We start from the raw sequence: 13,627 nt of genomic DNA on the forward strand, positions 1-13,627 counted from the left end.
TCTGCTTGTGTTATTATAATCAGCCGATGGGTTATGAGAGAGAATTCCACAGCAAACAAGGCATATTAACGGCATATATTTATAAAAGTCAAATTTTAATATATTTGGCAAATCTATCTAACCCTGCAATTTGATGAACGACGTTGTGAATGCACAAATGTTTGAAGCGTTATTTAACCAATCGCCCAGCCCGGTTTCGGTTGTACGGGCTGACGCCCCTGCATTCACCATAGTAGCTGTTAATGATGTTTATGTTAAGCGATCACACCTTAATAAAGACCAGATCTTAAACAAGCCATCTTTTGATGTTTACAGACCCTGGGATGAGGCCAGCGCCGAGCAGTTTAAACTACTGCGCGAAGGGCTTATGCAAGCCGTTTATGATAAACAGCAAGTAAATCTGCCCACGTTATCGTTTGATGCACCTGCTAAAGACGGAGAGGCAGGCTCGCGAAGCTGGTGGCAAATACAGATTTCTCCTGTTTTAGACACTGCCGGTGAAGTAGAATACCTGATGTGCGTTACCCGCAATGTTACCGAGCAGGAACAGGTGAGGAAGCAGGCGGAAGAATCGCGCGAAAAGGAACAGGAGCTGAATGAGGAACTGCAGGTTATCAACGAAGAGCTTGCCGCTACCAATGAGGAGCTAACCTCAACTATTGAAGAACTCAGTTACTCGCAGGAGAGGCTATCGAGGCTTAACAATGAGCTGGAGGAACGTATCACCGCACGTACAGCTGCCCTGACTGCCAGTGAGCGGCGTTACAAAACCATATTGAATACGCTGCCGCAAATTGCATGGACTACCACCCTGCAAGGTGAAGTGAGCTTTTTTAACCAGCGCTGGTATGAGTACACTGGCCTCAGCGTAGAACAAAGTAAGGCAACCGGCTGGGAGGACGTAATTCACCCTGATGATTTGGAGTATAGTGTGAGAACCTACCGTGACATTGTGGCTACCAAACGCCCGGGCGAGTATGAGCTACGTGAAAAGGGAACCGACGGCATATACCGCTGGCACTTAATCCGCGTACAGCCTATCCGCAATGAGTTTGGCGACATTGAGCATTGGATTGGTACCGCAACCGATATTGACTCCATAAAGCAGTTACAGCAACAAAAGGACGACTTCATCAGCATTGCCAGCCATGAATTAAAAACGCCAATAACCAGTCTGAAAGCATCTTTGCAGCTAATGGATAAAGTAAAAGACAATCCAACGAGTGATATGATGCCGCGGCTCATCTTACAATCGCGCAAAAGTATACAGCGCGTGAGCGTGCTTATTGAAGATCTGCTTAATGTAAGCCGTTTACAGCAGGGCGAGGTACAGCTTAATAAAAGCACCTTTATAGTATCGCAGTTGCTTAATGCCTGTTGTAATCCCATTGCCATTATGGGTAAGCAAAAGATAAAAATAGATGGCGAGGTAGAGTTGCAAGTATGTGCAGACGAGCACCGTATTGACCAGGTGGTTACAAACTTGGTAAATAACGCCGTTAAGTATGCACCCGAGTCGGAGTATATTACGCTTTGCATCGAGAAAGATTTTGACATGGTAAAGGTATCGGTGAGCGACAACGGCCCCGGTGTGCCCGAAGATAAGATTCCGCACCTGTTTGACCGGTATTACCGGGTTGATTCCTCAGGCTACCATGCCTCCGGTTTAGGTTTAGGACTGTACATTAGCGCCGAAATTATTAAACGCCATGGAGGAGAAATAGGTGTGGATAGCAAAATAGGCAAGGGCAGTACCTTCTGGTTTACTCTGCCGCTTATAGAAGATTATGATTAAAAGTTGCTTTTTACATCTTTAAATACCATAACGGCATGTGATGATAAATCATGTGCCGTTTTGTTATTTAAGCTTGTTTTGCTACAAGTAAGTCAGTTGTGTGTTTGTTAAGAGATAAGTATGCTATTAATAAACTTTTGTCTCATGTCATTTTAAACTCAATTGGGCGATACTACTGCGCTTAGTCTTTGGATACGATATTCAAGGTTAGTTTGAGTTTTATGTTCGTTTCTGAGATTGGGAAGCGTTATAAAGGTGTCATTGCGTAGACAGCAAGCCGGGGTAGGGCAGTACGTTCCAGTTTATATCATTTCTGCCGGTCATGAGGCATTGGTGAACGTTATGCCAGCAACAATATCTCTGCAAATAGCGCTATTTTTACTACATTGCATCCTAACCTTATTCACCATGAAATTGAAGTTAACCCTACTCTGCTGCGTGTTTATAAACTGCGCCTTAGCCCAGGACTCCATTTTTGCCCGCCGCATGGTGGATACGCTCACCTCACCTTACTTTTGGGGACGTGGCTATACTAACGATGGCATGGGTAGAGCCGGTAAATTTATCTCTGCGCAATTTAAAAGCTACGGCTTGCAGCCCATGAAGGGGAAGGATTATATGCAGGAGTTCAGCTTTAACGTCAACACCTTTCCGGGCAAAATGGAAGTGGCTATCAATGGCCTTGCCTTACTGCCTGGTCGAGATTTTATTGTGGGTCCGGAAAGCCAGGGCGCTAAAGCACAAGGCAAGCTGGTACAGCAAGACAGCGTAACGTTTGTAAATGCGGAAAACCGCATCATTGTGTCATTACAAAACAAGCTTACCTGGTCTGTAGCCCAGGAGTTAGGCGATTATACGGTTATTCAAGTGGATAAGAAAGCGCTGAAGGGGCAACCATCAGCCGTTAGTGTAAATATAGAAAATAAGCTCATCAACAATTTTAAAACGGGCAATATCTGTGCGCTGGTTAAAGGAACTGCCAAGCCCGATTCTATCGTAATGTTCACCGGTCATTATGATCACTTGGGCGGTATGGGCAGCAATACATACTTCCCCGGTGCAAACGATAATGCCAGCGGTATAACCATGCTGCTTAGCCTGGCTAAGTACTATGCTGCACATCCGCAGCCATATACTGTGGCGTTCATGTGCTTTGCCGGAGAGGAAGCAGGTATACTGGGGTCAAAGTACTTTACCGAACATCCGCTGGTGCCTTTATCCAGCATCAAGTTTCTGGTTAATATGGATATTATGGGTACCGGTAATGAAGGTATTACAGTGGTTAATGCATCGGTATATCCAAAGCAGTTCGAATTACTGAAACAAGTGAACGCACAAGGTAACTACCTGGTTAAAGTATACTCGCGTGGTAAAGCAGCCAACAGCGATCACTATTGGTTTACCGAAAAAGGTGTTCCCGCGTTTTTTATCTACACCATGGGCGGCATCAAAGCTTATCATGACGTGTTCGACATCAGTAAAACGCTACCTTTAAACGAATATAATGACCTCTTTAAGCTGCTTGTTGATTTTAACACACAGCTGCAAAAGCAATAAATATTAGTTTAATGAAATACATCTACCTACTCATTGCCATACTATCAGAAGTAACGGCCACCAGTGCACTCAAAGCTTCTGAGCAGTTTACGCGTTTATGGCCGTCAGTTATTGTGGTGGTGGGTTATGCCTCTGCTTTTTACTTTATGAGCTTAACGCTCAAATCTATCCCGGTGGGTATAACTTACGCCATATGGTCGGGGGTGGGTATTGTGTTAATTTCCATAAGTGGTTATTTCCTGTTTAAGCAAAAGCTTGATGTGCCTGCTATGTTAGGTATGGCGCTTATTGTGGCGGGCGTGCTCGTCATTAACCTGTTCTCCAAATCAACAGCAGCCTAAGCCTACAAAGGCACAATTACCTTAAAGCTCATATTACGGCCTATATTATAAATACCCCTATACCCATTTTGCGATGCCTGGTAATACTCAAAGTATTTTAGCCGGTTTAAGTTAGATTGGTAGGCTTTATCCAAAACGTTGTCTACCTGCAAAAAAACGTCTAACAGCGTTCGGCCGCTTTTATTTTTGATACCTGTACCGCAGCCAATATTCCATAGTGTATAACCCGGGGTAGCAGTCTCCGTATCATCAAGCGCATAAAAATGGTTCTGGGCGGCATAAGCATCGGCCTCTAACTTTACATAAGGCTTTTGAAAGATTTTAGATGTTTTTTGAAAGTTGATGCGAAATTCTGACCGTGCATGTAATGGCGGTATAAAAGGCAGGTATTTAGCTGCATTACCCACGCGGGCCAGTAATTCAGTATTTTTATTAAGCCCCTCTACGTAAGCCAGGCTATTGTTCCAGCACAGCCATTTTAATTTTTCCGGATGCAGATTTAGCGTCAACTCTGCCCCATATAATCTGGCCTCCGACTGCTGGTATTGGTAGGTGCTGTTGCCGGGCACTATCACCACGGGCTCACCGTTAGCATCATTTAACCGGGCCTGGTAAATGTAGTTGTAAATGTTGTTGTTAAATAGTTCAGCGCTTAAGTCAATGTCTTTCAGGTAAGCAATTACACCAATATCCTGCTGTACGTTAAATTCGGGCTTAAAAGTACGGTTACCCAGATAAACAATGTGTGCACCCGGATCAAGGCCGTTAGAGCCAATTTCGGTTATGCTAGGTGCCCGGTACCCGCGTGCAATATTAGCTTTTAGTAATAGGCGCTCGCTTACGTTGTAAGTTAAGCCTAAACTACCCGAAAGTCCGGTATAGCGTTTGTTAAAAGCAGGAAATTGCAGGTAAGTACCAATAGTGTCGGCCCCGCTCACCCGCTTCTGAAAGCCATTTTGCGGGTTGTTGGTTACAAAAAAATTCTCCCATTTAATGCTGCGGTTATCATAACGTATACCGCCGCTTATATCTATACGGCCAAAGGTTTTCTTGGCAAAGAGGAAAGTGCCTATATCGAAAAGATTATAGTCTGGAATGGGAAAGTCGGTAGCGTTTTTACTGCGATTAGTTTGATACATGCCATTCACACCTGCCGATGTTTCTATACCAGCCAATTGCGGCAAGTTGTATTTAACATCGTAATTTAAGGTATTTAAAACTACGTACAATCCGGCTTGCTGCGGCTGTGTAGGGTGATTGTACTCCCGCCTAACACTCTGCTGACCGCCCACTAACAAATTGATATTGCCCTCGCCCAACTTAAACTGGCTGCTGCTGTAAAGCCTGTAATGCTGAATATGCTGGTAAAGCGGATTCAGCCGGAAGGTCTTCAGTTCATGATCGGGTACAATGGGGCGGTTTTTAATATCATCGGCGTTGTCCAGAACTTGCCTGGTAAAACGTCGTGTGAGGGAATCCCTGCTGCCATCGGGAATTTCCTGTTTATTGTTAAACAACGTAGCAGCCATTTGGGTATATCCCCAGTTCTTGTCCACCCTTGCCATGGCCGATAAATTAAGTTCCCGGTAGGCTGTGCCGTACACCCGGCCATCAATATTGTTGGTGTAATTATGAGCCCATTTGCCGGTTCCGCGTATGGTATAACGCCAATCGTTGTGTTTGTATGCCAAGCCTAATGATGTACCTATCAGGCCATTGTTGGTATGGTAATCTACCGTGTAATCGCCTTTTAAGGCGTTGTTGTTAAAGTTGGGCAGGTAAGGGATCATGTTAATTACCCCTGCCAAAGCATCAGAGCCATAAGATAAACTGGCCGGGCCCTTTACCACCTCGGCTCTGGCAATGCCGTACTGGTCAATCTCAATGCCGTGTTCATCACCCCATTGCTGACCTTCCTGCCGTATACCATCATACAAAGTAAGTACGCGGTTATACCCTAACCCACGAATAAAGGGTTTGGATACGTTTGGCCCTGTGGTTACCGCACTTACGCCCGGCACACCTTTAATTACGGCATCAATAATATTATTATTTACATGCCTGTCCATGTCTTTTTTGCTCATCACGGCAACAGGTACTGGGTTTTTGCGCACCTCGGTAGCTCGGCTAACGCCGGTTACAATAACATCACTCAACCTCGATTCGCTTTTGATAAGGGCCACATTTAATAGTACAACAGCATTAGATTTAACCTCTGTTACAAGCTGCTGCTTTTGGTAACCTACCGATGAAAATATAACCGTGTAAGTGCCTGGAGGTATGTTGCGCAGTTCATACTGGCCATTAATGCCGGTTCGCGTACCTGTACTTTTATTCAAAATGCTTACCGATGCATGACTTAATGGCCCGTCGGTTGCTGCTGTAACCTGGCCTTTTATAGTACCGTTTTGAGCTAATACACTGCTTGACTTTGTAATAAACAGGATAAAAAGTATAATGGATTTTGGCATATCGATTTATAATATTTAACTAAACCAAATATATAAAATTAGGTTTGCCTAATTTTATATATTATGTGTTTTATTTTCATAAGTTTGATTGAGCTAACTAGTCCAGCAGCATGAATACCTTTTCAGAGGAGAATTATCTAAAATCCATTTTCCGGTTATCACAAATGCCTGACGGCAAAAAGATTTCCACCAGTGCCATTGCCGAATCATTGGGAAATAATCCGGCATCGGTGGTAGATATGATACGGAAACTCACCGACAAGCAGCTTATTGAGTATGATAAAAAGAAGGGTGTAAAACTTACCCCGCAAGGGCAACAGGATGCCATACAAATTGTACGTAAGCACCGCCTTTGGGAAGTCTTTTTGTTGGAAAAGCTGGGTTACCGCTGGGACGAAATCCATGACATTGCCGAAGAGCTGGAACACATAAAGCATCATGATCTGGCCGATAGGTTGGAGAAGTTTTTAGAATACCCCGAGTATGACCCACATGGTGATCCTATACCCAAAGCAAATGGTAAGATGGCCAAATCTTTTTCGGTTACCCTGGCCGATGCCAAACCGGGCTCGACTTACCGGGTAGCTGCTGTGCGCGATACCAGCAGCGATTTTCTGCTTTATCTCCATAAGCTCGAAATAAATATTGGTACGCACATTAAATTAATAGAAAAGATTGCTTTTGATGGTTCGCTGGTGATCAGCATAAATGCTGCAGAACCAAGCACCGTATCTGCCAAGTTTGGCGAGAATATTTTAATCAGTTAATTTTATATTTGAATTTAAACGTCTACACACTATGCTACCTTTAATTGAAGCTGAAGAACTAAAGAAACTTGATAAAGATACCTATGTGCTGATTGATGCCCGAGGCTTTGGTAACAGCCGCGAGCGGTATAAGCAAGGCCACCTGGAAGGAGCCGTGTATGTAGACCTGGAAGACCTGGCCGTCCATCCTGAAAATCCCGCCTATGGTGGCAGGCATCCATTGCCAGGTGTGGAAGACTTTGCCAGGCTGTTGGGTAGCTTAGGTATTACGGAACAAACACACGTTGTTATTTATGACGATAAAGCCGGCGCCAACCCGGCTGCACGCCTGTGGTGGATGCTGCGTGCCGTTGGGCACGAGCAGGTACAAGTATTAAGCGGTGGTTTACAAGCAGCGGTTGATGCAGGCTTAAACCTAACAACCATGATTCCGGTACCGCCCGTGGTAACACAATACATTACCAAGCACAATTACACGGGCACAGTTACGCTTGATGAGGTGGCCGAAGCCGCTAAAAACCCAAGCAAAATAGTAATAGATGTGAGAGAAACACCACGTTATCTTGGCCAAACCGAGCCTATAGATTTAATTGCCGGTCATATACCGGGTGCTATTAACGTACCTTATACCACTAATTTAAGTCCGGCTACTCGCTATTTACCGGGCAGCGAATTGAAAGCTAATTACCTGAACGTATTTGGCGAGGTACAACCCAATCAAGTTATTGTACACTGCGGCTCAGGCGTAACAGCTTGCCATACATTACTGGCGTTAGAACAGGCCGGACTGTTGGGCGCTCAGTTGTACGTAGGCTCATGGAGCGAGTGGTCGCGCCGGGATTTACCAATTGCAACTGAATAGAAGACATTGCTTAGCTGAGGAATATCATTCCAATATAACATAAACAACAAACCCGGGATCAGTCAAAACCCGGGTTTGTTGTTTTTTTAGTGGCGGTAGCCGTTACTATCGTAAGGTCCGCGGTGGCCATCGCGATGATGATCGCGGCCACGATAATTGTCGCGGTTATAACGGCCTCGCCTGTCTTGTGCTACCATGCAACTGGTTAATGAACTAGCCAGTGATGCTATTAACGCTATGCTTAAAATGGTCTTTTTCATAATGTTTCTTGCATTTAATATGAATTAGAGGGGAGCGGAGGCTCAAAGATTAGTCGGTCATGTATTTGTTACTTAAGCAAGAACTGTTTACGCAACGCAGGCCTAAACCAGTAAGTTTCTATCCATAGTTAGATGTATTAATTAAAAAATTTAACACTTTTGAAATGTAAACATCACTTATGTATAAAACTCTCCTCATTACATTACTAGCGGGTATTGGCTTAAACGTGGCTCAGGCGCAAACCGACAGCGCAATTACGCCATCAAGCATTAAAACCTTAACGTTAAAACAGTATGCCGATTACCAGAAAGGCCCTACGCTCGAAAGTATGGCTTTGCCGGCTACCATGAACCGTTACCCTATGCCCGATGATGTATTGCGGTATAAAAAAGAACTGAAGCTTACGCCCGAACAGGTAACTAAAGTAACCGCCATCAGCAAGTATCTGCAGCTTAAAAAAACGGAGATAGGGCAATCGGTACTGCGTAACGAGAAAAAGCTGGATGATATGTTCCGCAGCCAAAAGCTGGATGAGGGCAGCATTACCTTTTATGCTAACCGTTACGGCTTGTACGAGGGTGAATACCGTACATCTGTACTGCTGGCTTGCTACAATACCTACAATGTGCTTAATCCGCAGCAAACCACTAAGTTTTGGCAGCTGAAAAAACCATAATTAGCATTTTGACGTTTGATTTAATTAACTTAGCGCCCCGTTACAGAGGATTATGAAGATTACGTTTGATTTTGAAAAGCCGTTAGCCGATTTGCAGCATCAGATCGATAAGATAGAACAGGTGCAGGAAAAGACCAAGGTGGACATGTCGGCCACGTTGAATGAGTTGCAGGAGAAGTTTGAGCAGGCTAAAAAGCAAGTGTACACCAACCTGAGCGGCTGGCAAAAGGTACAGATATCACGCCACCCCGACAGGCCATATACCTTGCAGTATATTGAGTTGATGTGTGATGATTTTATTGAATTGCACGGCGACCGTAATTTTGGCGATGATAAAGCCATTATTGGCGGCTGGGGCTCAATAGGCGGGCAAACTGCGATGTTTATTGGTCACCAAAAAGGGCGCAACACTAAAGACAGGCAATATCGTAATTTTGGTATGGCCAACCCCGAAGGTTACCGCAAGGCCCTGCGCCTGATGAAAATGGCGGAAAAGTTTAACAAGCCTATTATTACCCTGATTGATACGCCCGGAGCCTTTCCTGGCCTCGAAGCCGAAGAGCGCGGACAAGGCGAAGCCATTGCCCGTAACATTATGGAAATGTCGGTACTTAATGTGCCGGTTATTTGCGTAATTATTGGTGAAGGAGCGTCAGGCGGCGCCATTGGTATCGGTATCGGCGATAAAGTATACATGCTGGAGCATACCTGGTATTCGGTTATTTCGCCCGAGTCTTGCTCGTCTATCTTATGGCGTAGCTGGGATTTTAAGGAGCGCGCCGCCGAGGTGTTGAAACTCACTTCAAGCGAAATGTTTAAGAACAAGCTGATTGACGGCATCATTAAAGAGCCGCTTGGTGGTGCCCACCAGGATCCGATTGTGATGGCTGCCGTTCTTAAAAAGCAATTAACAAAAGACCTGAAAACACTTAAAGACCGCAATATTGACGAACTGGTGCAAGAACGCATTGACAAGTTCTGCTCAATGGGCGTTGTGATAGAAGACGAGCCCGCAGCTGCTCCGGCACCTGCGGCAGAGTAAGCTTCAAAATATGCTATAAACAAAAAAAGCCATGCTAAAAAGCATGGCTTTTTTTGTTTGATATTGTATTCATAGTACATTAAACCTGTAGTTCTTTCTAAAATTTCTCATGTCATCCTGAACATCGTGAGGAAACTTTCAAATAAAAGGCCAACTATTTGAAAAAGTCTTGGTTAGCAATCAAAATGTCAAGTTGTTCTTTATTGAAAGCTCATAAAAAAAGCCGGTGTTAAGAAACACCGGCTTATAAAAATATTATATCCCCTTATTGCCCACCGCCACCAAGCACGTTGCCAAACTTGGCTTCGTAGCCTTTGTATTGAGCACTTAGCTTGCTGTGTAAGGCAGTTTGGTGATGAGTATTGGTTAACTCAACTAAACCATTCAGCATATAAATGCCGAGCTGTATATCGCGCTGGTTTAATTCGCCGCCTTTTTGCATAGCATTATAGTTGAAGTCGAGCGAGTTTACGATGTATTTGTCCAGCTCCTCAGTCCATTTGTTGGCGAGTTGTGTTTGGTTCAGGTCGTAAGCGCTATTGTTTAAATAGAACTTGCGCAAAGCAACCTCACCAAACGGAATAGTTGATGGCATTACTTCGTCAAAGCGTTTTAGTGCATTAACAGCCAAATCGTTGTGGCCTTCTTTCATCAGATTTGATACCAGCGAGTTAAACTGCTTAATAATGATAGGGTAGAACATCGTAACTGACTCATGATCCAGGTATTTGGCCGTTTTCATGTTGCCCCATTTATACTTGGTCATCATGTTATTGTACATTACCATGGTGTTAACCGGTTCAGGTGCATTTGCTGCGGTATCGGCTTTTAAAGGTTGCAGGCGGTAAGCAAAGCCTTCATCATGCATATACTTATCCAGGCCCATCATGTTCTCGTTACCTACGGTTATGGCAAAATAAACCGGACGCTTCCAGTTGTTGTGCGATAAGATATCCATCAGAGCCAGGTTATCCTTGGTTACATAATTAGAATTATATTTCCAGGTAATGGCAGGTACAATGTTATTTTTTTGGCTGGCTGGTACAGTACCTGTGCTAATAACCTCATCAGGGTTAACAGATAGCTTAAAGTTTTTGGTGGGCAGGTAATTCATGGTCATGCCGTTTTCATACTGCACCTGGGTTTCCTTGTTATCAGAGGTGATAAAGTCGAAAACCTCTTTCAATTCGGTAGTATCGTTTACGTTCATCTGATCGCTCCAGTAGATCACGTCCCGTATACCTGCCGCAAACTTTTCATTAGGCATGGTAATAGGTAACGGTACCGACTCGTTCATCTTTTGCTTCATTTGGCGTATGTACCAATCGGTACCCAATAGGCTCAGGTTCACGATACGTACGTCCGGGCGTATGTTTTCCACTTCCTGCGCATACCATAGCGGGTAAGTGTCGTTATCGCCATAGGTGAACAAGATAGCGTTTGGCGCGCAGGAGTTAAGGTAGTTGGCTGCCATATCATGCGGTGTCATCTTGGTAGAGCGGTCGTGGTCATCCCATTCCTGAAAGCCCATCAGCACTGGTGCTGCAAGCAAACAGGCTACAGTTGCAACAGCCGCGCTCACTTTAGGGCTAAGCACTTTGCTCAGCAACTGCGCTATAAATAACACGCCCAAACCAATCCAAATAGCAAACACATAAAAAGAACCTACGTAAGCATAGTCACGCTCACGTGGCTGCAATGGGTTTTGGTTTAGGTAAAGTAAGATAGCTAAACCAGTAAAAAAGAATAATACAGCAACCACACCTGCATCGCGCTTGTTGCGCTGGAAATGATATATTAAACCCAGTATGCCAATAATAAGCGGCAGGCAGTAAAGGCGGTTATATGCATTGCTTTCAGTAACCGTGCTTGGGAAAGCTTTAAACCAATCAAAAGGGCTCAGCCAGTTGCCATCAGTTCCTTTACTGTTGTTTTGTCCGTCCATATCATTGGTACGGCCGGCAAAGTTCCATAAAAAGTAACGGTTGTACATTTGGTGTACTTGCCAGCTAAAGAAGAAGCCCAGATTGTGCGACATGTTAGGCTGTTCTTCCGGGCCTAATTGCAGCCACTCGCGGTAAAATGCCGATTTGTTACCATCCGTATCATATATACGCGGGAACAGCGTATTGCGGTCATAAACAGTACTCGATTTTTTACCGGCTATTTCATATTTAGTAGCTCCACGGCGGTATATGGTAGCACCTTCTTTTGATTCTTGTGGTTTCGAATCAAAGTACTGACCATATAACAAAGGTGTTTCGCCGTATTGGTCGCGGTTTAAGTAGCCGTTCAGGGCAAAAGCATCCTGAGGGTCGCTATTATTAAGGTTAGTGCCTGCTTTGGCACGTACCACAATCATCACAAATGAGCTATAGCCCAGTAGAATGAACATAGTACAAAGCAATACCATATTTAAAGAGTAGCGCTTTTGACGTACTTTAAGCACATATTCCAGTAAAGCTAAAACAGCAACAGCGGCAATTAAGCCAACAATGCCGCCGCTTATGCTTAACGCAATAATAAAACTGGCCACCGCCACAATTAACGCGCCTTTTGATAACGTAACCGAATAGTAAACGCCGGCTACCAGGGCAGCAACTACCAGCAGGTAAAATACAATAGCGCCACTGTTAAAGCTGAAGCCCAAGGTGTTTACAAACCACAAATCGGCATAGGCAGCGCCTTTAACCGTAAACTGGATAATGCCCCAAAGCACCAATCCTAAAACCACAACACCGATTATAAACGACCAGATTGTACCTGATGCCGTAACGTTTTTAGCGCGGCGGAAATACAGGATAAGGGCAATTACCGGTATAACCAGCAAGTTAAGTAAGTGTATACCTATTGATAAGCCCATGATGTAAGCAATGAACACAATCCAGCGGTCTGCTCCTGGCTCATCGGCGTGAGCATCAAATTTTAATATAGCCCAAAAAACTACAGCCGTACACAATGATGATTGCGCATAAACTTCAGACTCAACGGCCGAGAACCAGAAGGTATCAGAGAATGTATAAGCTAATGCACCTACCAAACCTGCACCTATAATAAGTATCGTATTGGTGATGTTTAAGTCCTCAGCTTTTTTAATCAGTATTTTTTTAGCCAGCATAGTAATGCTCCAAAAAAGAAACAAAATAGTGGCTGCACTAGCTATAGCCGACGCCATATTGGTCCAGTAAGCTACCTTGGTTACATCACCGAACGACAGGAGCGAGAAAGCTTTGCCTATCATGGTAAACAGTGGCGCACCAGGTTGGTGGGCTACCTGTAAACGATAAATACAGGCAATAAACTCGCCGCAATCCCAAAAACTGGTAGAGGGCTCAAGGGTTAACGTATACGTAATGGCGGCAATTAAAAAAGAAAGCCAGCCAAAAAGGTTATTAATCTTGTTGTAATTCATATTGGGTTATACAGTCTTCTGCTAAACTAAAAGCTGACGAAATTAATAAATCTATAGATAGGTTGGGTTAATTAGTTGTGCTTTAACATAAATTAACAGTTACAAATGGCGTTATTGTGTAGGCATTAATTTTTTTGAAAAATATTTTTGCAGCTTCAATTTTTCGCCTTACATTTGCATTCGATTTCGGAGAGGATAACAAACCGAAAGAGGATTGTCCGATAGTATAAAGGTAGTACGACGGTTTTTGGTACCGTTTGTCTTGGTTCGAATCCAGGTCGGACAACAGAGAGAAAAATTCGAATTTCGGAATATCGAAATTCGAATTTTTCGTTTTAGCCGGAACCATTGTTAAAAAACGATGGTTGGGCGGGTGAGCAGGAAGTAAATAAATTATTGAAGTCTTAAAGCCGGAAGGAGAGATCGAGCTGAAGTTCGAAATC

At 44.0% G+C, this 13,627-nt stretch carries 10 protein-coding genes; 7 read left to right on the forward strand and 3 right to left on the reverse strand.

The window, feature by feature from the left end:
* Window positions 1-133 precede the first annotated feature (133 nt).
* The 3 genes from ABDD94_RS04080 to ABDD94_RS04090 all read left to right on the forward strand — a co-directional run bounded on the left by ABDD94_RS04080 (window position 134) and on the right by ABDD94_RS04090 (window position 3,693).
* Window positions 134-1,795, forward strand: a complete 1,662-nt coding sequence (locus ABDD94_RS04080) for an ATP-binding protein (RefSeq protein WP_345954805.1) — start codon at window positions 134-136, stop codon at window positions 1,793-1,795.
* Window positions 1,796-2,203: 408 nt separating this feature from the next.
* Window positions 2,204-3,352 (forward strand): M28 family peptidase, encoded by a 1,149-nt coding sequence (locus tag ABDD94_RS04085; RefSeq protein WP_345954806.1) that lies wholly within the window; start codon window positions 2,204-2,206, stop codon window positions 3,350-3,352.
* A gap of 11 nt (window positions 3,353-3,363) precedes the next feature.
* Window positions 3,364-3,693, forward strand: a complete 330-nt coding sequence (locus ABDD94_RS04090) for an SMR family transporter (RefSeq protein WP_345948811.1) — start codon at window positions 3,364-3,366, stop codon at window positions 3,691-3,693.
* 2 nt (window positions 3,694-3,695) lie between these two features.
* Here ABDD94_RS04090 and ABDD94_RS04095 read toward each other — a convergent pair whose 3' ends face one another.
* Window positions 3,696-6,164, reverse strand: coding sequence for a TonB-dependent receptor (locus tag ABDD94_RS04095; protein WP_345954807.1), 2,469 nt, complete (start codon window positions 6,162-6,164; stop codon window positions 3,696-3,698).
* Window positions 6,165-6,274: 110 nt separating this feature from the next.
* Here ABDD94_RS04095 and ABDD94_RS04100 point away from each other — a divergent pair, with 110 nt between their 5' ends.
* Entirely contained in the window at window positions 6,275-6,931 is a 657-nt protein-coding gene (locus tag ABDD94_RS04100) for a metal-dependent transcriptional regulator (RefSeq protein ID WP_345954808.1), read from the forward strand.
* 31 nt (window positions 6,932-6,962) lie between these two features.
* Window positions 6,963-7,793 carry a sulfurtransferase gene (locus ABDD94_RS04105; protein WP_345954809.1) on the forward strand — a complete coding sequence of 277 codons (831 nt, stop codon included), beginning with the start codon at window positions 6,963-6,965 and terminating at the stop codon, window positions 7,791-7,793.
* 86 nt (window positions 7,794-7,879) lie between these two features.
* Here ABDD94_RS04105 and ABDD94_RS04110 read toward each other — a convergent pair whose 3' ends face one another.
* Window positions 7,880-8,053, reverse strand: a complete 174-nt coding sequence (locus ABDD94_RS04110; RefSeq protein ID WP_345948807.1) for a hypothetical protein — start codon at window positions 8,051-8,053, stop codon at window positions 7,880-7,882.
* A 179-nt stretch (window positions 8,054-8,232) separates the two neighbouring features.
* Here ABDD94_RS04110 and ABDD94_RS04115 point away from each other — a divergent pair, with 179 nt between their 5' ends.
* Both ABDD94_RS04115 and ABDD94_RS04120 read left to right on the forward strand, forming a co-directional pair.
* Window positions 8,233-8,730 (forward strand): hypothetical protein, encoded by a 498-nt coding sequence (locus ABDD94_RS04115; protein ID WP_345954810.1) that lies wholly within the window; start codon window positions 8,233-8,235, stop codon window positions 8,728-8,730.
* A 52-nt stretch (window positions 8,731-8,782) separates the two neighbouring features.
* On the forward strand, window positions 8,783-9,772 hold the full coding sequence (locus ABDD94_RS04120) for an acetyl-CoA carboxylase carboxyltransferase subunit alpha (protein WP_345954811.1): 990 nt from the start codon (window positions 8,783-8,785) through the stop codon (window positions 9,770-9,772).
* Between the two features lie 265 nt (window positions 9,773-10,037).
* Here the strand turns inward: ABDD94_RS04120 and ABDD94_RS04125 are convergent, their stop codons facing one another.
* Window positions 10,038-13,184, reverse strand: coding sequence for a DUF2723 domain-containing protein (locus ABDD94_RS04125; protein ID WP_345954812.1), 3,147 nt, complete (start codon window positions 13,182-13,184; stop codon window positions 10,038-10,040).
* Window positions 13,185-13,627: the final 443 nt, after the last annotated feature.

Origin of the sequence: Mucilaginibacter sp. PAMB04168 (genome assembly GCF_039634365.2) — a bacterium.
In the GTDB taxonomy this organism is placed as follows: domain Bacteria; phylum Bacteroidota; class Bacteroidia; order Sphingobacteriales; family Sphingobacteriaceae; genus Mucilaginibacter.